Annotated in this window: 23 protein-coding genes; 10 read left to right on the forward strand and 13 right to left on the reverse strand. The window is 66.4% G+C overall.

The window, feature by feature from the left end; genetic code table 11:
* Positions 1-22 precede the first annotated feature (22 nt).
* On the reverse strand, positions 23-973 hold the full coding sequence (locus K7711_RS00065) for a helix-turn-helix transcriptional regulator (protein ID WP_222963700.1): 951 nt from the start codon (positions 971-973) through the stop codon (positions 23-25).
* A 104-nt stretch (positions 974-1,077) separates the two neighbouring features.
* Here K7711_RS00065 and K7711_RS00070 point away from each other — a divergent pair, with 104 nt between their 5' ends.
* The 4 genes from K7711_RS00070 (at position 1,078) to ychF (ending at position 4,546) form a co-directional block, all read left to right on the forward strand.
* Positions 1,078-1,707: a TIGR03086 family metal-binding protein gene (locus tag K7711_RS00070; protein ID WP_222963703.1), complete on the forward strand. Its 630-nt coding sequence runs from the start codon at positions 1,078-1,080 to the stop codon at positions 1,705-1,707.
* Between the two features lie 453 nt (positions 1,708-2,160).
* Positions 2,161-2,493, forward strand: coding sequence for a putative quinol monooxygenase (locus tag K7711_RS00075; protein WP_222963705.1), 333 nt, complete (start codon positions 2,161-2,163; stop codon positions 2,491-2,493).
* 108 nt (positions 2,494-2,601) lie between these two features.
* Positions 2,602-3,402: an N-acetylmuramoyl-L-alanine amidase gene (locus K7711_RS00080; RefSeq protein WP_222963707.1), complete on the forward strand. Its 801-nt coding sequence runs from the start codon at positions 2,602-2,604 to the stop codon at positions 3,400-3,402.
* 64 nt (positions 3,403-3,466) lie between these two features.
* Entirely contained in the window at positions 3,467-4,546 is a 1,080-nt protein-coding gene (ychF, locus tag K7711_RS00085) for a redox-regulated ATPase YchF (protein ID WP_222963709.1), read from the forward strand.
* 362 nt (positions 4,547-4,908) lie between these two features.
* On the opposite strand, the gene K7711_RS00090 is transcribed toward ychF, so the two are convergent.
* The 3 genes from K7711_RS00090 to K7711_RS00100 form a co-directional block, all read right to left on the reverse strand.
* Positions 4,909-5,208 carry a hypothetical protein gene (locus K7711_RS00090; protein ID WP_222963711.1) on the reverse strand — a complete coding sequence of 100 codons (300 nt, stop codon included), beginning with the start codon at positions 5,206-5,208 and terminating at the stop codon, positions 4,909-4,911.
* A 775-nt stretch (positions 5,209-5,983) separates the two neighbouring features.
* Positions 5,984-6,469, reverse strand: a complete 486-nt coding sequence (locus K7711_RS00095) for an SRPBCC family protein (RefSeq protein ID WP_222963713.1) — start codon at positions 6,467-6,469, stop codon at positions 5,984-5,986.
* A gap of 2 nt (positions 6,470-6,471) precedes the next feature.
* The gene (locus tag K7711_RS00100; protein ID WP_222963715.1) at positions 6,472-6,828 is read right to left on the reverse strand and encodes an ArsR/SmtB family transcription factor; all 357 of its coding nucleotides are present in this window, start codon (positions 6,826-6,828) and stop codon (positions 6,472-6,474) included.
* A 345-nt stretch (positions 6,829-7,173) separates the two neighbouring features.
* Between K7711_RS00100 and K7711_RS00105 the strand changes: the two genes are divergently transcribed.
* Complete coding sequence (locus K7711_RS00105; protein ID WP_222963717.1) at positions 7,174-7,359, forward strand: hypothetical protein; 186 nt, start codon at positions 7,174-7,176, stop codon at positions 7,357-7,359.
* A gap of 37 nt (positions 7,360-7,396) precedes the next feature.
* On the opposite strand, the gene K7711_RS00110 is transcribed toward K7711_RS00105, so the two are convergent.
* A complete protein-coding gene (locus K7711_RS00110; protein ID WP_222963719.1) occupies positions 7,397-7,987 on the reverse strand; it encodes a P-loop nucleotide/nucleoside kinase family protein in 591 nt (196 codons plus the stop codon).
* Between the two features lie 374 nt (positions 7,988-8,361).
* Between K7711_RS00110 and K7711_RS00115 the strand changes: the two genes are divergently transcribed.
* Complete coding sequence (locus K7711_RS00115; RefSeq protein ID WP_222963721.1) at positions 8,362-8,577, forward strand: hypothetical protein; 216 nt, start codon at positions 8,362-8,364, stop codon at positions 8,575-8,577.
* A gap of 206 nt (positions 8,578-8,783) precedes the next feature.
* Here the strand turns inward: K7711_RS00115 and K7711_RS00120 are convergent, their stop codons facing one another.
* Positions 8,784-9,434 carry a chymotrypsin family serine protease gene (locus K7711_RS00120; protein WP_222963723.1) on the reverse strand — a complete coding sequence of 217 codons (651 nt, stop codon included), beginning with the start codon at positions 9,432-9,434 and terminating at the stop codon, positions 8,784-8,786.
* A gap of 368 nt (positions 9,435-9,802) precedes the next feature.
* Here K7711_RS00120 and K7711_RS00125 point away from each other — a divergent pair, with 368 nt between their 5' ends.
* Positions 9,803-10,834: an alcohol dehydrogenase catalytic domain-containing protein gene (locus K7711_RS00125; protein WP_222963725.1), complete on the forward strand. Its 1,032-nt coding sequence runs from the start codon at positions 9,803-9,805 to the stop codon at positions 10,832-10,834.
* A 149-nt stretch (positions 10,835-10,983) separates the two neighbouring features.
* On the opposite strand, the gene fahA is transcribed toward K7711_RS00125, so the two are convergent.
* Positions 10,984-12,192 carry a fumarylacetoacetase gene (gene fahA / locus K7711_RS00130; protein WP_222963727.1) on the reverse strand — a complete coding sequence of 403 codons (1,209 nt, stop codon included), beginning with the start codon at positions 12,190-12,192 and terminating at the stop codon, positions 10,984-10,986.
* Positions 12,193-12,244: 52 nt separating this feature from the next.
* A complete protein-coding gene (locus K7711_RS00135) occupies positions 12,245-13,444 on the reverse strand; it encodes a homogentisate 1,2-dioxygenase (RefSeq protein WP_222963729.1) in 1,200 nt (399 codons plus the stop codon).
* A gap of 87 nt (positions 13,445-13,531) precedes the next feature.
* Here K7711_RS00135 and K7711_RS00140 point away from each other — a divergent pair, with 87 nt between their 5' ends.
* Both K7711_RS00140 and K7711_RS00145 read left to right on the forward strand, forming a co-directional pair.
* Positions 13,532-14,365: a hypothetical protein gene (locus K7711_RS00140; RefSeq protein ID WP_222963731.1), complete on the forward strand. Its 834-nt coding sequence runs from the start codon at positions 13,532-13,534 to the stop codon at positions 14,363-14,365.
* Between the two features lie 172 nt (positions 14,366-14,537).
* Positions 14,538-15,215, forward strand: coding sequence for an IclR family transcriptional regulator (locus tag K7711_RS00145; RefSeq protein WP_222963733.1), 678 nt, complete (start codon positions 14,538-14,540; stop codon positions 15,213-15,215).
* A 48-nt stretch (positions 15,216-15,263) separates the two neighbouring features.
* On the opposite strand, the gene K7711_RS00150 is transcribed toward K7711_RS00145, so the two are convergent.
* From K7711_RS00150 to K7711_RS00170, 5 genes are read right to left on the reverse strand one after another with little or no spacing between them, the layout of a single operon-like run.
* Complete coding sequence (locus K7711_RS00150; RefSeq protein ID WP_222963735.1) at positions 15,264-16,589, reverse strand: MFS transporter; 1,326 nt, start codon at positions 16,587-16,589, stop codon at positions 15,264-15,266.
* Between the two features lie 45 nt (positions 16,590-16,634).
* Positions 16,635-18,089 (reverse strand): FAD-dependent oxidoreductase, encoded by a 1,455-nt coding sequence (locus K7711_RS00155; RefSeq protein ID WP_222963737.1) that lies wholly within the window; start codon positions 18,087-18,089, stop codon positions 16,635-16,637.
* On the reverse strand, positions 18,086-18,880 hold the full coding sequence (locus K7711_RS00160) for an SDR family NAD(P)-dependent oxidoreductase (RefSeq protein ID WP_222963739.1): 795 nt from the start codon (positions 18,878-18,880) through the stop codon (positions 18,086-18,088). Before K7711_RS00160 ends, K7711_RS00155 begins: the two co-directional genes overlap by 4 nt.
* On the reverse strand, positions 18,873-19,700 hold the full coding sequence (locus tag K7711_RS00165; RefSeq protein WP_222963741.1) for an SDR family NAD(P)-dependent oxidoreductase: 828 nt from the start codon (positions 19,698-19,700) through the stop codon (positions 18,873-18,875). The genes K7711_RS00160 and K7711_RS00165 overlap by 8 nt, the downstream gene beginning before the upstream one ends.
* 41 nt (positions 19,701-19,741) lie before the next feature.
* Positions 19,742-20,176, reverse strand: a complete 435-nt coding sequence (locus K7711_RS00170) for a nuclear transport factor 2 family protein (protein WP_222963743.1) — start codon at positions 20,174-20,176, stop codon at positions 19,742-19,744.
* A 98-nt stretch (positions 20,177-20,274) separates the two neighbouring features.
* Here K7711_RS00170 and K7711_RS00175 point away from each other — a divergent pair, with 98 nt between their 5' ends.
* On the forward strand, positions 20,275-21,006 hold the full coding sequence (locus K7711_RS00175) for an IclR family transcriptional regulator (protein WP_372460081.1): 732 nt from the start codon (positions 20,275-20,277) through the stop codon (positions 21,004-21,006).
* Positions 21,007-21,123: the final 117 nt, after the last annotated feature.

Here is a 21,123-nt window from a genome sequence, read left to right on the forward strand (position 1 = left end):
TGTGCGGATGGTTTCCGCGCGTTCACGCCTGCGGGAGAGCCGCCGCGTATCGACGCGCCAGAGTCCGGATGTGCGCCACCAGTTCCGGCGGGCCGTCGACGCGGAAATCCATCATCAGCATGCTCAGATAGATCGCGATGGTCTCGAGCGTGTCCGCGCCGGTCAGCAGCAGGCAGGAGTCCTCGTCGATCGGCTCGACGACGCCGACGGTCGGATTGATCCGCGCGATGACCGTTTCGGCGGGGGCGAGGACGGTGACGCGGGCGTGCACTTGCCAACCGGCCGTGGCGATTTCACGCAGGACGAAGGCGACCAGATCGTCCTCGGGCAGGGCTCGCGCTGCGAAATGCCGTTCGGTCGCTTCGACATTCCGCCATACGGCAACGGGTAACGCACGCCAGCAATGGGTTTCGAGTTCGTAGCCGACCAGATACCACCGGCGCTGCCAGTTGATCAGCCGATACGGCTCGACCTGACGATCGTCGATCCGCAGAGTGCGTCCGGCGCGCACGGCCGCGGCCACGGTGGCCAGGGTCTGCGCGGGCACCGGGGCGTCCGGCTCGCGCGATCCGGTCACGGCGGGGCCGATCTCGGTGGCGCTGCGCAACGCGGTTACCTTGCGTTGCAAGCGTTTCGGCAGAATCCTGTCCAGTTTCGCGAGTGCCCGCGCCACGTTGTCACCGATATCGGCGATCCCGGTGGACCCGTCCTGCGCCAACCCGATCGCGACGGCCACCGCGACCGCCTCGTCGTCGTCCAGCAGCAGCGGCGGCATCGTGCTGCCCTGGCCGAGGCGATAGCCACCCGCCGTGCCGCGTCCGGCGTGCACCGGATAACCCAGCTCGCGCAGGCGGCTGATGTCCTGGCGCAGGGTGCGATCGGTGACGCCGAGGCGTTCGGCCAGCTCACGCCCGGTATAGCTGCGGTCCTGAAGCAGCGACAGCAGTCGCAACGCGCGCGTGGTGGCCGTCACATCGAACTCCTCACCCGACCGCATTTCATTAGGAAGAAAATCCGCCTAATGGGGTCCTAAGCTGGTTTCAACACCGAGGAAGACCAGCGAAAACGGAGATCACGATGACCAGCACCCAGCAGTCCGACACCACCGCGACCGAGGCCCTGGCTCCGGTGTGGCGCGAGGTCCTCGCAGCCTCGCATCGCGCCCTCGCCGACGCCGTCGCCGGCGCGAGCGCAGAACACCTGAACGCGGTCACGCCCTGCTCGGAATGGACTGTGGCACAAGTTGTTCAGCACGCCGCCGCAGATCAACGCGCCTACGCCGCCGCTCTCGGCGTCGGCCCCGGGCCGGCCTACGACCCGTTCGCCCCGTCCGGCATCCTGGACGATCCGGCAGCCCTGATCGCCGCAGCCCTCGAAGAAACTGCCACCGCCTGGGCCACCGTCTCCGACGAGACTCGGTCGGTCCCCACCCCGCTCCCCCACGGCGAACTGCCCACCCCGATCGCCGCGGTCATGTGCGCCATGGACGCGGCCGTGCACGCCTGGGACATCGCAACCGCAACCGGCCGCAAGCCATCGCTCACCGATGAACATGCCGTCTACTTCCTCACCGCTGCAACAGATCTCGTGGAGCCGCTGCGTCAGTGGGGTGCATTCGCCGCAATCGTCCCGGCCGAGCAGTCCGATACCCCGGTGGACCGTCTGCTCCGCCACCTGGGCCGCAATCCGGGGTGGACCACCGCGTGATCACTGCGCGCCCCGGCAGGCGCGCACCTTCCACTTCCTCACCACCCCAACAGGTCTCGCGGGGCGGCATCAACGGGGCACATCCGCCGTGATCATCCTGGGCAAGCCGTCCGCGACCTCGATAGACCGTCTACTCCGCCACCTGAGCCGCAATTCCGCGTCGCCTACCGCATGAGCAACCCGCACACCTCGACGAGCCCGGCCTCCACTTCCCTGCCTCTGCTGCAACAGATCTCGCAGAACCACAGCGTCAAGAGGGTGCGCTCGCCGCGAGCGTCCCCGGCGAACCATCCGGCACCTCGATACCTGGTGCTCCACCATGCGGGGCCCGGGCCTGCGCGGCGCGTGAGCAATCTTGCGCTCGCGCCGCTCTGTGGGAGGGCTTGCGGCCCTGACCATGCCGAGGAAGACAGTAGGCTGAGCGCGAGGGGAATCCGACGAAAGGGCGAAGGCGTGTCGAGTCCGAATTTGTTCAGTGTCTGCGGACGAATGACCGCGTTGCCCGGTCGCCGCGAAGAGGTGATCGCGTTGATCAAGGAGTCGGCGCGCGCCGGCGGCGAGGACAGCGGTCTGCTCACGTACAGCATCAACACCGCCTTGGACGACCCCGACTCGGTCTGGGTGACCGAACTGTGGACCGATAAGGAAGCACACGACACGACCACCCGCTCCGAACCGGTCCGAATGGTGACCGAGCGCTTTCTCGAGCTCTTGGCCGAACAACCCGCGGGTTTCTACGGCAACGCCGTTCATGTGCAGGGTCTGACATCCGACGAATCGCTCTGATATCAACCTTGGGATTCCCTGGCTGACGTCGGCGATTTCGGGTGTCCCACTCGAGCCACACCGACGGCGGCACTCGGAGCGGCGGCCGAGGTGTGGCACGGTGGGCTGATGAACCGTCGTCGCTACGGCGCGACCGCACTATCGGCCTGCGCGGTGCTGCTGACCGCATGCGGCTCGGGATCCGCGGGCGTGTCCCCGCAGCGCCCGTCCGCTACGCACACACCGGCCACCAGCGCGTCCACCGCGCCTGTTCCGGTCGGAGCGGGTCGCGTGATCGTCCTCGATCCGGGACACAACGGAGGCAATGCCACACACTCGGCGGCGATCAACCGCCACGTCCCCGACGGCCGGGGCGGGATGAAGGCGTGCAACACCACCGGAACCGCCGCCCTGGACGGCTATTCGGAACACGCGTTCAATTGGGATGTCGCGACTCGGGTTCGGAATGCGTTGTCCGCCAAGGGATTCACCGTGGTCATGACGCGACCCGACGACTCCGGCGTCGGACCGTGCGTCGACGAACGCGCGGCCATCGGCAATCGCGGCGACGCCGCGGCGGTGGTCTCGATCCACGCCGACGGCGCACCGGGCGCGAATTCGCACGGCTTCCACGTCGCCTATTCCGCGCCGCCGCTCAACCCCGCCCAGGGCGAACCGTCCATTCGCCTGGCCACCACCCTGCGCGACGGCTTCAGCGCGGCGGGCTTCACCCCCTCCACCTACGTCGGCTCGCACGGCCTGAACCCGCGCAGCGACCTGTCCGGCCTGAATCTCACCGAACGCCCGACTGCCCTGGTCGAATGCGGAAATATGCATCATCCCGGGGATGCCGCGGTGCTCGAATCGCCCGACGGGCGTGCGCGAATCGCCACGGTGATTGCGAACGCCATCGTCACCTATGTGGGATGACCCGGCGGACGATCATCTACCTGGGGCAACAGCGCGTTCATCGGCCGCGTAGACTCCTGTTCTCGTGAGTCTCACCCTCGGAATCGTCGGCCTGCCCAACGTCGGAAAGTCGACGTTGTTCAATGCGCTGACCAAGAACGACGTGCTGGCCGCGAACTATCCGTTCGCCACCATCGAGCCGAACGTCGGCGTGGTGCCGCTGCCGGATCCGAGGCTGGACAAGCTCGCCGAGATCTTCTCCTCCGAGCGCATCGTCCCCGCGACGGTGTCGTTCGTCGATATCGCCGGCATCGTGAAGGGCGCGTCCGAGGGCGCCGGGCTTGGCAACAAGTTCCTCGCCAATATCCGCGAGGCCGACGCTATCTGCCAGGTGGTGCGTGTGTTCGCCGACGACGACGTGGTGCACGTGGACGGCAAGGTCGACCCGACCGCCGATATCGAGGTGATCGAGACCGAGCTGATCCTGGCGGACCTGCAGACCCTCGAGAAGGCGGTCCCGCGCTTCGAGAAGGAAGCCAAGATCAAGAAGGATCGCAAGCCGATCGCCGACGCCGCCAAGGCCGCACAGGAGTTCCTCAATGAGGGCACCACCCTGTTCGCCGCCGGCTCGAAGGTGGATACCGAACTGCTGAAAGAACTTTCGCTGCTCACCACCAAGCCGTTCCTCTTCGTCTTCAACGCCGACGAGTCCGTCCTCACCGACGAGGCTCGCGTCGCCGAACTGAAAGCCGCTGTGGCACCGGCCGATGCGGTCTTCCTCGACGCCAAGGTCGAAGCCGAACTCCTCGAACTCGACGACGAATCCGCCCTGGAACTCCTGGAATCCATCGGCCAGACCGAGCCCGGCCTGCACGCCCTCGCCCGCGCCGGCTTCCACACCCTCGGCCTCCAGACCTACCTCACCGCAGGCCCGAAAGAGGCCCGCGCCTGGACAATTCACCAGGGCGACACCGCCCCCAAGGCCGCCGGCGTCATCCACACCGACTTCGAACGAGGCTTCATCAAGGCCGAAATCGTCGCCTACAACGACTTGGTCGAGGCCGGTTCGATGGCCGCCGCCAAGGCCGCAGGCAAGGTCCGCATGGAAGGTAAGGACTACGTCATGCACGATGGCGACGTCGTCGAATTCCGCTTCAACGTGTAGCCGATCAGCGTCTGCGAAAAAGTGAGGGCGACGTACTATCGTCGTCGGCAGTGGCTCTGCTGAGTCTTCATTCGCTGTCCGGGCGAGACTCAGTCGTTTCGCCGACGCCAGTCGGTGGGCGGTCTGTCGGACGTCGTTGCCCTGGCTGCGGACGGCACGAGACCTGTCGCGCCATGCCGCTGCCAGTTGGTAGCGCTATCCCTCCGAATTGTCAGTGCGACGATGGTCGGTGGACAGCCGAACCGGCCGACAAGTGGGCGTTACCGCGTGGACGGCACCCGTGGTGGCTACGCCGTGTGTCTTGCAGCGCTGTGTGGGGGTTTTCGCACACCGGCCAGTGGTGGAGAGCGATCGGCTGGGCCCTAGTCGTCCCCTTTGACGACAAAGTAGCCGTAGGCGGTACTCAGCAACAGTAGGCCGCCGCCCATGACGATCAAGCCCCAGCCGCTCCGGGTGTTAGCCGCGTGTCGCCCGTCGTAAGCGACGGTATCCGAATCTCCGTGGTGGATGATCTTGCACTGATCGCCAGAGTGCATTTCGAAGCCGTCGCACGTCGGAGCGGACTGGAGAGTGTCGATCCCCCAGATCAGAAGCCCTGCTCCCAACAGGCATGCCAACACGAGCCAGACGTAGTTCTTCCATGTGCTGTGGGCGGCTGCCATCAAGATGTCCCCCGATCTGTCAATATCTTTCCGGTTCAGTTTTATAGCACTGCGGTGTGAGGTGCGTGCCCTATCGATAACCTTGTTCCGGTCGGTTTGACTGGGACCGTCCAGTGACGATTGTGGACTCAGAGCATCGCAGCATTACCTCGTGGATGATCATGTCGGCGTGGAGGTTTTGGATCAGTGCCGCGCTTTCCGGGCCGTGGGAGCCGGAGCTTATTGGGATGGGATCAGTTGCACAGTAGAGACTTTGCATGTCGAAACCACCGTTCCCTCGCTTTCGGTCACCGGCTCGGACATGGGTCCGCTGATCGATGTCGAGAGGGTCGAGTTGAGATTCAACGTATAGCCGATCAGCGGTAGCCGCGTCCGCATGTCCCGCGCGTTGAGGTTGGGCAGGGTTGTGGTTGTCGGACAGTAGATTTGGACAACCATGCGCAACCATGAGGTCGTCGTCGGGATGCACATGCCCCCCACGGCATCACGACGAAGACCTGTACGGATCTCACCCGTTGCCGGGCTTCGCGACAGCGAACAGCGTTGGGCCAATACCGGTCTGCTGCGCGAGTACTTCACCTCATCGCCCAGGATCCGACTCCGCTCGACCGCGCAACGGCCACCCTGAAATCGGCAGTTGGGGTCCCTCTCGAAATCGTCTGGAAGCCATCGGCTTCGGCGATTCTCGCAGACGATCGAAACGCCTGGTCGACTGCTCGATGCGTAATAGCGCTGCCCGCATGGGACTTTCGATGCGCGACCGGCTGTCGCCGGATCAGGAGGCGATGAGTGTATCGATCTGGTTGATTGCGGCGGTGGCGCCCTCGACGACACCCATCTCCAGTACCTTCTGCAGCCCTTCGGCGGTTTCGTAGGTGCTCGCGTACACGGCGCGGGTGCGGCCGTCCTGCTCGGTGAACGTGAAAATGTTCTGCGAGACCGGCATATCCGGGTTCGGGACGAAATCCAGGTCGGCGAATCCATCCTCGAACGCGAAGCTGTGCGGCTCGTCGACGGCCGTGATCTTCCAGTACCCGGCGAACTTCTCGCCCTCGGGGCTGGTCATGAAGTAGGTCACCAGGCCGCCGGGGGTGAGGTTGTGGTCGACGACGGTCGCCGGGTAGGTCGGCGGGCCCCAGATCTTCTCCAACTGACGCGGGTCGGCGTAGATCTGCCAGACCCGCTCCACCCCCGCGGCGAATTCAGCGGTCATGGTCAGGGTGCGGGAGTCCAGGTCGTGCTGAACGTCGATGACGGGCATTGTTACTCCTTTTGTCTGTGATTCGGTGTGGGGTCGGATGCGATCAGCTCGTCGATGCGCGCGATGCGGCCACGCCAGACCTGCTCCAGCTCGGTGAGCATGGACGCCACCGACCGCACCGCCGTCACGTCGCCGCTGGCCAGTTGCTCGCGACCGTCCCGCCGCTTGGTGAGCAGACCGGCCTTCTCCAGCACGGCGACGTGCTTCTGCACTGCCGCGAAGCTCATGTCGTACTTCGCGGCGAGAGCGGAGACCGAGCGCTCTCCGGCCAGCACCCTGCGCATGATGTCGCGCCGGGTGCGGTCGGCGAGCGCGTGGAACAGGGCATCGGCCCTGTCCTCCTCGTCCGACTCGGTCACGAGAAAAATATACAACCGATTGGTTGTACGTTGTCAAGAGTTGTGTCGAAGCTGCCGAGGCAGTGGCAGCAATGCCCTCGCCCCGAATCCAACCTCCGCATCGATGTGCACTCTCGGCGTTCCGAGAGCTGCTTGATGGGACCGGTTGCGCGACAGAGATTTCGAGCGTCACACGAGCTGTTCACGGACCGTCGCTCAATAGGCCGGAGACCGTTCCTTCGATCGATGTGCGCGGGAGGAGTTCCGCTTCAACGTGTAGCTCGACCCCGAAAATTAGGGAGCCCCAGGCGCATGAATTGCTTCAGAGGCGACACTGGGGCGTTCAAGCACAGGATACATCCATGGATGAGGAATTCAGTCGCAGCCGAGGTCTGGTACCTGCCGCCCGAACATCGACTCGAGCCTTTTCTGAAGGCTGCCGCGGAGGGTGATCCTGATGCCGCTCTCGAGCCGTATGCCGCACAAAACAATTGGGCGTGGCTCAGCGTCGAAGTGGATGAGGGTGTGATCGGGGCGGGCCTGCCGACGTAGAAGGCCGTCATCCCGGCGCTCCTGGCAGGACCGATGATCACTGCTCAGCATGGGAGAAGGTTGCCGGCATGGTTTGCCAGCGGGACGACCGCATGCGTTGTCCGCACAATGCGGTGGCGATGAGCTCGATCGCTTGGTCGATGCCTGTTGCTGTGTCGACGCGGAGTACCGATGTCGGCCAGGGTTCGTAGGTGCGTTCTTCGACCTGTTGCCAGGTCGGCACTGTCAGTCCGTCGAGGTCGGAGGTCCGGGATTCGATGCGGCGCTTGTGAATTGCGCGGTCGCTGCAGATCACCTCGATGTTGACCAGGGCCGCGTGTCCGGCCTGTGCGCAGTCCGCCCATGCGTGCCTCGTGATCGCCAGGGGGTTCACGCTGTCGGCGACGACGTCGTGTCCTGCCTCGAGATGATCGCGGGCGAGGGCGTAGGCGACTCGATAGCCGGCGTCGGGAGCTGCGGTCCATCCTCCGGCCCGCTCGACCATCCCGGACGCGGTCAAGGCTGCTTCGATCGTGTCGAGTCGGACATGAACGGCGTCGAGCTCGGCGCTCAAACGGCGGGCGAGGGTGGTCTTGCCCACGCCGGGAAGCCCCGACAGGGCGATGAGCTTCGGATTCCGAGTGGCCATCACCTTTATGGTACGAGCTGCGCCGAGCGTGGGGCCTCATCGGGTAATTCGGTCGACGATGTGATCGTCGTGGTGACACAATTCGCTTATGTTCGCTGACCGAAAGGGCCGTGCCGCGTAACCGGCCCGGCGCGCTACGCGCTCGAACCCGGGGATCCCGCCGCCCGGTGTACGGGCCGCCGCCGACATCCATCGCAAGGCTGTCCGACAGAACAGCGCGAGCCGTGCATCGTGTGGAATCAGCGAACCGCGACTGCGAGCTCATCTATTGGGGCGCAACCGCTTCGGCATTACATCGATACCGTGAATTCCTTCGGCGAGATGCGCGCTTCCCGCTGTACCCGATGCATTGGTACTGCTGGTGTCCGGACTGCTTGCAGGACGACGTGCGGCACGCGCGTGATGCCCTGGAGTTCATGCTCGGCGAGTTACCCGTTCGAGCGAAAGTAGAACTCGCACAGGTGGTTCGGGCGCTGGATCGCGAGTTTCGACAGCGCAGCCTGCCGGATCCGTATGGCGACCATCGTGGGCGACACCGCGACGAGGCGTGGTGGTGGCATCGGCTGGACGTGGAGAGGCCGCTCATGTAGTCGCGCGTCGACATCGTGCTCGCACCGGCCCCGAACCATCTCGACGCACTCGAGCCGGATGCGGTCATGCACGTCACCGGGATCGAAACAGCCTGTCCGAGGATGTCTTTCAATCGATGGATGCAATCCGATGCTGGGACATGAAGACTGCGGACGCAGCCGTGCACCCGCCATCGGATTGGCCGGTGATCCCTACTCGGACAAGGTCATCCGATCGTGAAGCCGTAGCCGATGGTACCGGGGCGGGAGTTCAGTTCGCGCAGGATGCCGTCGATGCCCGAGTACCAGAACAGGCTGGCGGGGGCTCCCAGGGTGATGACCGACATGAGGCCGACTATTCCTGTGCCCTGGTAGGCGGGGGCGCCCGAGTCTCCGATCAACGAAGCGGTGCCCGACTTCAGGATGTTGTTCGCGATCACCGCGATGTTGCCGGTGGTGGTGCCGGTGATCTGGCCGTATTTGCTCATTCGGCGATCGACGTGGGGAGTGCCGAAGTGATCGAGCACCGCACCGTTCGGAGCCGTGACGGAAATGCCCACGCCGCGGTCCAGCTCGATCACCGCCCAGTCGTCGGAACCGTCGGACTGTAGGGGCGCCCATTTCGAGCTCCAGGTGACGAAATGGCCGATCTTCCCGATGCCGAGGGCGTAGACCGTCTGGCCGCGGCTGAACATGCAGTGTCCGGCGGTGAGCGCAACTGCGTTGCCCTGCGCGTCGTGTCCGGCGGTGGTGATGGTGCACAGCCCGATCGAAGTTCCCGGACCGACCTCCGGGGTGCTGTTTCTCGCGCGTGCAGTACCGATACCCAGGCCGATAAGTGTGATTGCCACGGCGATTGCCGCGATCGTTCGTCTCACGGTAGCTCCTCTGCAGATTTCATCTGGTCCGGACGGAGATCCTCCGACTCGGTCGGGAGGTCCTGGCTGCCGTTGCCTCGAATCCTGTAGCGCTTCCTGCCGACAGTCTTTCATGTAATTCGTGCGGCGGGATACTCATTCACGACCTGCGAATAGATCTCGACAACCGCGAGGTCACGAGCCCATTTTCCGCACGGGCCGCAGAACCCGCGGCCGATGCGGCCGGACGGCGGATAATTGTCCGGGAACGATCCTCACCCCGCATTGCCGAGTAGCACCATTCCTTCGCCGAGCTCAGTGATCCGGTCCGCCGACGCCCGCGGCTCCTCGAAGGCTCACCACCGTTACCGAGGAAAGCGAGGATGTAGATGTCCACTCATCAGGCTGTTCACGTGCAGTCCGCCGGTGACGCGCTGAAACTGGTCGACGTCGACACACCGGCGACGCCCCGCGACCATGTGCGGATCCAGGTCGCCGCATGCGGGGTCTGCGGCACCGACCGGGCGTTCGTCGGCGGCGGATTTCCGGGGCTGACCTGGCCGTTGACGCCGGGGCACGAGATCGCCGGAACCATCGCCGAACTCGGGGTCGGGGTCGGGGTCGGGGTCGGGGTCGACAACTTCGCCGTCGGCGACCGCGTCGCGGTGGGCTGGTTCGGCGGGAACTGTGCCACATGCATTCCGTGCCGCAAGGGCGACTTCATCCACTGCGCGAATATGCAGGTCCCCAGCTGGCACTACCCGGGCGGATATGCCGAATCGGTGACCGTCCCGGCGAACGCCCTGGCCCGTGTCCCGGACGGGCTTACCCTGGCGGAAGCCGCGCCGATGGGGTGCGCCGGGGTCACCACATTTCACGCGCTTCGCGAGAGCCGTGCGACACCCGGCGACCGCGTCGCGATCCTGGGCATCGGCGGGCTCGGCCACCTCGGCGTCCAGTTCGCACGCGCGATGGGCTTCGAGACGATCGCGATCGCCCGCGGCGCGGGTAAGGCCGATGACGCTCGTGCGCTGGGCGCCCACCACTACATCGACTCGACGTCCGAGGACGTCAGCGAGGCTTTGGGCCGACTCGGCGGCGCGTCGGTCGTGCTCGGAACCGCGGCCAGCGCCCAGGCCATGGCAGAGACGATCGGCGGGCTCGCGCCGCGCGGTGAACTGATCACCATCGGCGTCACCCCGGAACCGCTGCCGATCAGCCCGCTGCAGCTGATCGGCCCGGGACTGAGCGTCATCGGCCATCCCTCCGGAACCGCGCGCGACATCGAGGACACGATGCACTTCGCGGTTCAGTCCGGTGTGCGGGCGCGCACACAGGAACTTCCGTTGGATCGGGCCGCCGAAGCGTATGCGGACATGGACCAGGGGCGCGCGCGGTATCGCATGGTCCTGACGATCTGAGAACCGATCGACCACATCGTGTCAGGGGAACGGTCATGGCATTTGCCGCCCTCATGGCACACGTGACCCCGCATTCGCTACGCCGCGAGCCCCAAGTCGACTGAGCCGAGTTGCGGGCCGGCGGCGCGCGAACGGCGTGCGAATCTTGTTCAGCGGGAAGGCAATATGCGCCCGGTGGTTTCGCCGAGGGTGATGGCGCCCTCCGGCCCGGCGGCTCGGGCGCGGAGGGTAACTTCGTCGTTGTCGCGCAGGAAGGCTATTTCGGTGCCGTCGGCCAGGGACAGGGGTTCGCTTCCGCCCCAGGTTATTTCGAGGAAGGAGCCGCGCTGGTTGGCATCGGGGCCGGAGATGGTGCCGCTGGCGAAGAAGTCGCCCGGTCGTAGGCCCGCGCCGTTGACGGTCATGTGGGCGAGCATCTGAGCCGCGGTCCAGTATGTAGTGGCGTAGGGGGCGGTGGAGACCACTTCGCCGTTCAGGACGACATCGATTTCGATGTCGAAAGCCCATGCGGGAGTGGCAGAGTCATCCAGGTAGGGGGCGAGCGGGGTGTCCCGCGGGGGCGGGGCGGTGCGGGCCCGGTCGAGGGCGGCCAGGGGAGTCACCCAGACGGAGATGGACGTGGCGAAGGATTTGGCCAGGAAGGGGCCGAGGGGGACGTATTCGAACGCCTGGATGTCGCGGGCGGACCAGTCGTTGGTGAGGGTCAGTCCGAAGATGTGGTCGTCGGCGTCGGTGAGGGCTACTTCCCCTTGCGGGACAGCGGATCCCAGGACGAAGCCCATTTCGACCTCGATGTCCAGGCGACGACTCGGACCGAAGGTGGGCGCCCCTTCGGTTTCGGGGCGCAGCCCCTTGGGGCGGGCGATCTCGGTGCCGCTGGGGACGATGGTGCCCGCGCGGCCGTGATAGCCGATGGGCAGATGCTTCCAGTTCGGCGTCAGCGGCGGCTGTCCGGGACGGAAGATCCGGCCGACGTTGGAGGCGTGGAACTCGTTGCCGTAGAAGTCGACGTAGTCCGCGATGGTGAACGGCAGATGCAGACTCGCCACGGAGAGTGGAACAGCTTCGGCGACAACGGTTTCGGCAAGGGCGGGATCGGTCAGGACACGAACGATCCCGGCGCGGACGCGATCCCAGGCGGCGCGGTCGCGGGTGAGCAGAGTGTCGAGGTTCGCGTGGTCCGTGGCCGCGACGTCCTCGGGCGCGGCATCGGCATGCCCCAGCAGAGCGGCTGCACCGAGGACGTGATCACCCAGGCGCACACCAAGTTTCGGTCCGGACTCGGAGGTCGAGAACGATCCGTACGGCAGATGGTTGATGTCGAAGCCCGTGCTGGCCAGGCGTTCGGCGGCGGTCATCGGGTCACCTCTCCACGAGCTTGCTTGTCCGTACTCACCAGGGCGGGCGCGCTCACCGGATCTTCCGTCCGGCCCACGCCCAGGCGTAGACGCCGTCATCGCTGGCGGTCGCGGCCTCGCCCAGCTCGAGCGGGCGGAACGTATCGACCATCACCGCCAGCTCGTCGACCTGCTGCACGCCGATCGATGCCTCCATCGCACCGGGCTGCGGCCCGTGCGCGTGCCCGCCGGGATGCAGTGACACCGACCCGATGCCGATCCCGGAACCCTTGCGAGCCGCGTAATCGCCGCCGACGTAGAACATGACCTCGTCGGAATCGACATTGGAGTGGTAGTAGGGCACCGGAATCGACAGCGGGTGGTAGTCGACCTTGCGCGGTACGAACGCGCAGACCACGAAGTTGTCGCCCTCGAAGACCTGGTGGACCGGCGGCGGCTGGTGCACCTTGCCGGTGATCGGCATGAAGTCCTCGACGTTGAAGGTGTACGGGTACAGGCAGCCGTCCCAGCCCACGACGTCGAACGGATGGTCGGCGTAGGTGAAGCGGGTGCCGACGATGCCGGTCGAGCCGCGATGCTTCACCAGGACCTCGACATCGGCGCCCTCGGCGAGCAGCGGCTCGTCGGGTCCGTACAGATCGCGCTCGCAGTACGGCGCGTGCTCCAGCAGCTGACCGAAACGCGACAGGTAGCGCTTCGGCGGTGCGATGTGACTGTTGCCCTCGATCGGGTACAACCGGCTCGGCCCCTCGGCCGCGTCGGGCACCCAGCGGTGCGTGGTCGCCCGCGGGATGACGACGAAATCTCCTGTGCGATAAGGCAACACGCCGAATATCGTCTCCACGACCCCGCGCCCGGACTCGACGTACACGCATTCGTCGCCGATCGCGTTGCGGTAGTACGGCGACACCGCACCGGCCACCACGTAGCCGATCCGCACGTCGCCGTTGCCCAGCACGAGGCGCCGGCCGGTGACGGCATCGATCCCGGCCGCCGCGTCGACGGCGAACAGTTCGTGCAGCCGCAGGTGACGCGGTTTCATCGGATGGTTCGGCATCCTCGACTGCTCCCCTAGATCCCAGATCTCACTGCCCACGATGGCCGAGGGGATCGTGCGGTGATACAGCAGCGAGGAGTCCGAGGTGAACCCCTCCTCGCCCATGAGTTCCTCGTATCGCAGCACACCCTCGCTGTCACGGAACTGCGTGTGCCGCTTGCCCGGCACCTCGCCCACGCGTCGGTAGTACGCCATACCTCACCTCGATACTCGACGGCCGAATGTTCGATAAACGGTCATTAGATAACCTATTATCGACCATACTGCGCTACAGTGTGACCCATGTCAATCCCGAACGTATTTGCCGCCCTCGTCGACGACGCCGCGATCTTTCCGCCGGGATCACTGCCGCTGCCCGAGGCCGTCATCGCCCATGCCGCACACCGGAATTCACGTGTGCAGGCCCTGGTTGGCCCGTTCGTTCTCGGGGCCGGCGCCCTCGCGGCTGCCGCGCAACTGGCCACACCCGAGTTGTTCCCCGAACCCCTGCCGGTGAGCGTCGTCGTCCCGACCCCGGACGCCGTCGCCGAGACGATCGAGGCGGCCGACGGCCTTCGGGTCGCCGTGCGTGCGCTGGAGGTCAAACTCGACCGGTCGCAACCCCTGACTCCGCAGGTCACCGCCATCGCGAACCATGATCGCCGAGGTATCACCACCTACGTCGAAGTGCCGCGCCCGAGCCACCCGGAGTGGCCCGAGGTACTCGCCGCCGTCGCCGCCAACGGCCTGCGGCTGAAATTCCGCACCGGCGGAACGCAAGCCGACGCATTCCCGGACGACACCGAACTGGCGACCTGGATCGGCGACGCCGCCCGCAGCTCCACCCCCTTCAAATGCACTGCGGGACTACACAATGCGCTCCGGCACACCGACGCGACAACCGGATTCGAGCACCACGGCTTCCTCAACGTCCTGTGCGCCGCGTCGGCCGCCCTGGACAACGCCGGAAACAACTCGCTCGCAACGATTCTCGCCGAGCGGGACGCGGCCGTCCTCACCGAGACGCTCGGCGACACCGCCCGGACGACACCGCGAACGCTCTTCATCTCCTACGGCTCGTGCAGCATCGACGAACCCTACGAGGACCTGGCCGCACTCGGGCTGCTCGACCGCTGAAAGCCCCGAGCCTCGACCACTCGTCCAACGAACGCACCGTGCTCGAACCACTCGGCGACTGAAATCTCCCCTCGACAGCCGACAGCTCGGAGCACTCGAACTGCCCGGTCACCGAACGTCCCCACACCGACCGAAGATCGCGGGCAAGATCGGAAAGAGAACAATGACACCCGTGACACGCGCTGAACCGAACGATGGTGCGCAGACGCTGGAACGCGGTCTGGCGGTACTGGTCGAGCTGGGTCGTCATCCCGACGGCCTGACCACCGCGCAGGTCGTCACGGCCTGCGGACTGCACCGCTCCATCACCACGCGATTGCTGATCTCGTTGCAGCGCACCGGATTCGCCGTGCGAGACGATGCGGGGGCCTACCGGATCGGCCCGGCGGTCTCGGGTCTGCTCGGTCCGGCCCGCCCGCAGCTTCGCGACGTCGCGAAACCGGTTCTCGAACGTCTCGCGCGCAGGGTCGACGCGACCGCGTCGCTGGTCGAGGTGGTCGACGGATACGCGATCACGACGCTGGTCGCCGAACCGCCCAGCGATGGCCCGCGGTTCTCGTACCGGCTCGGCAATCGCGATCCGCTCGATCGTGGCGCAGGTGGAGTCGCCGCCCTCGCCGCCGGTCCGCCACAACCCGCTGAGCCCGATCGGGTCGCGACGGCGCGAGCGCAGGGTTTCATCACCACCCACGGCGAACTCAATGCCGGTGCGCACGCCATCGCCGCGCCGCTGCCGGGGTGGGGTGAGCTCGCGGCGATCAACATCGTCACCAACCGCGAGGCCACCGTCCGCGACGCGCACCACCCGCTGCTGGACGCGGTCCGCGAGATCGGCGCGTTCACCGGGTAGCAGACCGGGCGCCCCTCATGACACGCCCGGCCCGGCCGTCGGTACGGCTCAGTCCACCGGCAACTCGATGCCCTTGGTCTCCCGGACGAACAACGCCGCGACCAGGGTCAACACCGCGCAGAACACGAAGTAACCCGCCGGGGCGAGGCTGTTTCGAGTCACACCGATCAGCCAGGTGGCGATGAACGGCGCGGTGCCGCCGAGCAGCATGTTCGTGATGTTGTTGCCCAGGGCCAGACCGCTGTAGCGGACCGACGCCTTGAGCATCTCGACATAGCTGACATAGGAGGCGGCGTTGACCACCGAAACGGCGATGAACAGCACCGATTGCCCGAAGACGGCCTGCCAGACACTGCCGCCCGCCATCAGCATGAACATCGGCACACCCAGGACGACCCCGGCCACACTGCCGCCGATCAGCACCACCCTGCGCCCGTAACGGTCGGCCGCGGCTCCCGCGATGGGCAGCGTGGCCACACCCAGAACCAATGCCAGCGAGGTGGACAGGAAGGCCACCGAGGACGACTGGTGACCACTCTTCTGCAGGTAGGTCGCGGCATACACCGAGGCGATGTAGTAACCACCGGTGATGAAGGCGCCCAGGAAAACGATCTTGACCAGCGGCCCGCCGGAACTGCGCAGCAGTTCCATGATCGGCACCTTCTTGGTCTCGCCCTTCTTGGACAGTTCGTCGAACTGCGGCGTCTCCTCCATGCTGTTGCGGATCCAGATGCCCACACCGCCGATGAGCAGGCTGAGCAGGAACGGAATTCGCCACGCCCAGTGCAGGATCTCGGCCTTGGTGAACAGCGAGGTCATCGCGAGCGCGATCAATGATGCGACGAGCGATCCGAGATAGGTCCCGGAGTTGACCATCGCGGTGTAGGTCGCGCGCCGATGCCTCGGCGCGGATTCGGAGACGAAGGCGTTCGCCCCACCGAGTTCGCCGCCCGCGGCGAAACCCTGTAGACAACGCGCCAGGACCAGGGCCACGGTGGCCCAGATGCCCAGCGTCAGATAGGTGGGCATCAGACCCATCAGCACCGTGGCCGCCACCATCAGCAGGATGGTCCAGGACAGCGCGCGTTTGCGGCCGTACTTGTCGCCGACGTGGCCGAAGACGATGCCGCCCGGCACTCGCAGGAAGAACGCGACGGCGAAGGTCGCGAAGGTGCCCAGCAGCGCCGCGGTGTCATCGCCCCCGGCGAAGAACAGCGCGGCGATGGTGGTCGCCATATAGCCGTAGATACCGAAGTCGTAGTACTCGACGACGGTGCCGACAATGGCCGCGCGAACGACCTTGGCGATCGACTTGCCTTGTCCGGCAGTGGATTCGGCGTCCGACGACGATGTGGGGGTGTCGATTCCGTGCATGAGATATTCCTTGCTGCCATCGGGCCCGGCCCGATGCGATCCAGATCAGACTCCGGCCGGTGCCCGGCCCGCGGAGGTCCCGCGCCGCGCGAGGCGCGCGGCGTTGCGGCCGGCGATCCGGCCCATGGTGAGCGCGTTGGCGACGGCGTTGCCGCCGCCGACGTAGCGTTGGCCGAGCACCCCGGCCCCGGCCTCCCCCGCCGCGAACAGGCCGGGTACCGGATTTCCGTTCCGGTCCAGAACTGTTGCAGCACTGTCGATTTCCATACCCGCGTGCGTGCAGACGAGTTCCGCGGGCAGCATCCGGACCGCGTAGAAGGGTGCCTGCGCGATCGGATCGGGATCGGCGGACGAGCCCTTGTTCGCCAGGGTGCGATGCCGCAGGAACTCCTCGTCACTTCCGTGCGGGAGCTGCTCGTTCCAGCGCGTCACAGTGTGCGTCAGCGCTTCGGCGGGCACGCCCATGCGATCGGCGAGTTCGGTGAGAGTCGCCGCGCGCAACGTTCGCCCGGCGTCCGCCTCCGCGGCGACGCGCTCGGGAATCCAGTCGGTGTACCCGGACGGCAGACCCAGCCGCGCGGTCTCGTCGAATACCGCCCACACCTCGCCGGGCTGGGCGGCCATGATCCCGGTCGAGACCGCGTAGGAGGCGTCCTCGTCCATGAACCGGCGACCCAGACCGTTCACGTAGATCCGGGACTTCGGCGGAAAACCCGAGGTCCAGTGATGATGACGCTGGAAGTACGCGGTCGGCAGCAGCAGACCCCAGCCCTGTCCGGTCACCGACGACTCGATGTCCTGCGCGAACCGGAGGTGATCGCCGCGGCTGCCGGGAGCCGCGACCACGAACAGCGACTCACCCGCCGCATGCGCGGCCGGAAAATACCGATCGACCAGCGACGCGTCCTGCGCGAAGCCGCCGCTGGCGATGACGACCGCGTTCGCGCGCACCTCGACGTCATCGGCGACCACGCCGACGATGCGACCGTGTTCCCGGATCAGCGACTGCGCCCGGGTCGCCAGCACGGTCTCGATACCGTGCGCCCGGCGCGCCTTGTCCAGAACCTGAATCAGGCCGTACCCCTGATCCTTCGGCACGTGTCCACGCCAGACGTCCTCCACACCGGCCTGACTCAGACCGGGCATGTGGGCGTTGGAGGAGATCCAGGCCGGAATCTCCACCCCCAGGCCGATCAGCCATTCCAGGGTCGGCCCGGACTGCTCGCAGAAGGTGCGGATCAGACCGGGTTTGAGCATCCAGTGGTTGAGGTCCATGTAGTGCTGGAAGAACCGTTCGGCGTCGTCCTCGATGCCGAGGGCACGCTGCACGCTGGTGGCGGCGGCGGTGAACAGGCCCGCCGACAGTTGCGTCGACCCGCCCAGTTCGGTCTCCGATTCCAGCAGCAGCACCGTCGCGCCGTGCTCGGCGGCGGTTACGGCGGCGGCCAGTCCGGCACCGCCGCCACCGACCACGATGACGTCCCAGGAGTCCTCGCTCATGACAGTTTTCCTTCCGCATCCGCGAGCACGCGGTGATACAGACCGTTGGAGATCAGCCCGCCGTCCACGGTGACCTCGGTGCCGGTGATGTAGCCGGAGCGATCCGAGAGCAGGAACAACACCGCATCGGTGACCTCGTCCAGACTTGCCTTGCGACCGGTCGGAATGCTTCGCAGCGAGGCTGCGACGAATTCGTCCGCACCGCGCACCAGGTCCGTGCCTACCAGGCCCGGATGCACCGAGTTCACCCGGATCCCCCATTTCGCGAGGTTCCCGGCCGCGGATTTCGACAGTCCGGTCAGGCCCCATTTGCTCGACGAGTAGGCCGGTGAGAAATATCCGATCAGCCCCGCGATGGAGGAGATGTTGACGATCGCGCCACCACCGTTCTCCTGCATCAGCGGTGCGACGGCCTTGATTCCGTAGAACGGGCCGAACAGGTTGATCCGCATGGTCTGCTCCCAGATCTCGTCCGGGGTGTCCATGAATTCCAGGCGGCGCGAGATACCGGCGTTGTTGATCAATCCACCGAGAGAGCCTGGGCCGGAACGAATCTCGTCGACGGTGCGAGCCCAGGCCGCCGGATCGGCGACGTCGAGGTGGTGGCCCGACGCACTGCCGCCGGCCCGCTCGATCTCGGCGATCACCTCGGAGGTGTCGATGATGTCGGCCACGCAGACGTGCACACCGCGCGCGGCCAGCGCTCGTGCGTGGTTGGCGCCCATCCCCCGCGCCGCGCCGGTGATCAGCACGACGTCGGGATACGTTTCGGTGCTCGGCGACTCAGACATGCCGCGACCCGCCGTCGACGGCGATGGAGTGTCCCGTGACGTATCGAGCGCTGTCCGAGAGCAGGAACAGCAGCGGGCCCAGGACCTCCTCGGGCGAACCGAGCCGATGCAGCGGAACCACCTCGAGCGCGTGCGCGAGCGCGGCCGGATCCTCCTGCACCCACCGGGTCATCTCGGTGTCTATGTAGCCGGGGGCGATCGAGTTCACCCGAATTCCCTTGTCGCCCAACTCCACCGCGAGCGATTCGGTCAGATGCGCGACCGCCGCCTTGGAGGTGCAGTACGCGCCCCGGCCGCGACGCACCCGCACCGCGGACACCGAGGACATGTTGACGATCGCGCCGCCGGGACGCATATGCCTCGCTGCGGCCTGCGCGCCGAACAGCACACCTTCCACGTTGACGTCCAGTACCGCGGAGATCTGCTCGGGCGAGATGTCCTGCGCCTCGGCGAACGGGAAGATGCCCGCGTTGTTGATCCAGAAGTCCAGTCGCCCGAACTCGGCCACGGCGCGCCGGGCCAGCGCCTCGTGCTCGTCGGCGGAGGTCACGTCGACGCGGGCGGCGACCACGCGCCCCGGCTTCTCGACGCCCGCGAGGTCGGCATTGATCTGGGCGGCGGTGGCCGTCATCTGCTCGTCGTTGATGTCCGCGCCGAGCACGTCCACGCCGCGGGCGGCGAGTCCGGCCGCGAAGACCGCGCCCATTCCGCGCGCCGCGCCGGTCACGACCGCGGCCTTACCCACCATGTCGGGATGGACGACCTCGATCCGGTCGTGCTCGACCCGGCCCGGGTTCGATGCTCCGGTTGCTGTGGTCATGGATGAGTTCTCCTTCGAAATAATCAGGGGCAGAAGAGTTTTCAGCGGGGATCGTCGTCCCGCTCGACCACCCGGCGGGTGATCGACCAGTCGTCGACGTCGCGGATGAGCCGGTCGGTGATCGTGGTGAGCCGCAGCAGCCGGGACTCGCCACCGATCCGGGTGGCGATGACCTGCAGATAGGCGCTCACCGCGAGGGTGTCCGCATCGACCCGCTCGACGAGAAGGTTGCTCAGGACATGCCTGCGGCGTTCGTCGGCGGCGCGGGCCGCGCGATCGAATTCGGCCGCGAACTCGGTCAGGGCGGCGGTGCCGACGACCGGTTCCGGGTAGGTCGGCGAGTGGAACTTCCCGTCCGCGGTGAAGGTCCGCGCCCACTCCTGGGCAGCACCGGAGTCGATCGCTCGGCTCTGCCGGGCGTACAGCTGATGAATGGCCGCGACCGTACCTGCATCGACGGCGGAAATTGGCGACATAACTTTCCAGAATTTTCAAAGTGTGCGATAATCGCACGCAGCGTGTAATATGTGAACACTGTAGGTGCTTCAGGTCACAACGGTCAAGGAGTTCAGCTATGCCTCAGTTACGGGCGTCCGGGGAACCGGCGGCCACCAGCGGCGATGTCGGGTCGGATATGTCCAAGACGCTGCACAACGGCCTGCAGATCCTCGAACTGCTCGCGCGCAGGACCGAGGGCATCTCGGTCACCGAGATCGCGGAGCAGGTCGGGGTGCATCGCACGGTCGCGCACCGGCTCGTGCGCACGCTCGAACATCACCACCTGTGCCGGCGGGACGATTTCAAGCGCGTCTTCCTCGGGCTCGGGCTGGTGCGGCTGGCCGAACCGGTGGAACAGGATCTGCGCACCCTGGCCCGGCCTGTGCTGGAGGAGCTCGCCGACAGCGTGCAGGCCACCGCGCACCTCGTCGTCCGGGAGAGCGATACCGAGGTGCGGGCCCTCATGGTCGTCGAACCTCGCCACGCCCGAATCCACGTCGCCTTCCAGACCGGACAGATCGATCCGATCGACCGCGGTTCGGCAGGGCTGGCGATCCTGGCCGCATTTCCCCCCGTTCCCGGCGAACGCGAGGAGATCACCCGCGCCCGCGAGCGCGGTTACGCCGTATCGCACGGGGAACTGGTCCCGTCCGTGGGCGGCGTATCCGCCGCGGTTCCCGGACGCGGGTCGGCGGCCGTCGCGAGTATCGGCGTCTCCCCCCTGGACATCGGTCCCGACGACGAGGAGAACTTCGGCGCCGCCGTCCGGTCCGCCGCCCAGCGCCTCAGCGCCATCCTGCTGCGGTAGGACCCGGAACCGGCTGAAGCGCCCGGCGTACAACGCCCTTGAGCTGCCAAACGACCGCCACTACCACACGTAGCTCTATCGGCGCGAGAAGCCCTGCCGTACAGTCTGTTTGGGGTC

Source organism: Nocardia coffeae (assembly GCF_019890715.1).
GTDB classification, from domain to species: Bacteria; Actinomycetota; Actinomycetes; order Mycobacteriales; family Mycobacteriaceae; genus Nocardia; species Nocardia jiangxiensis.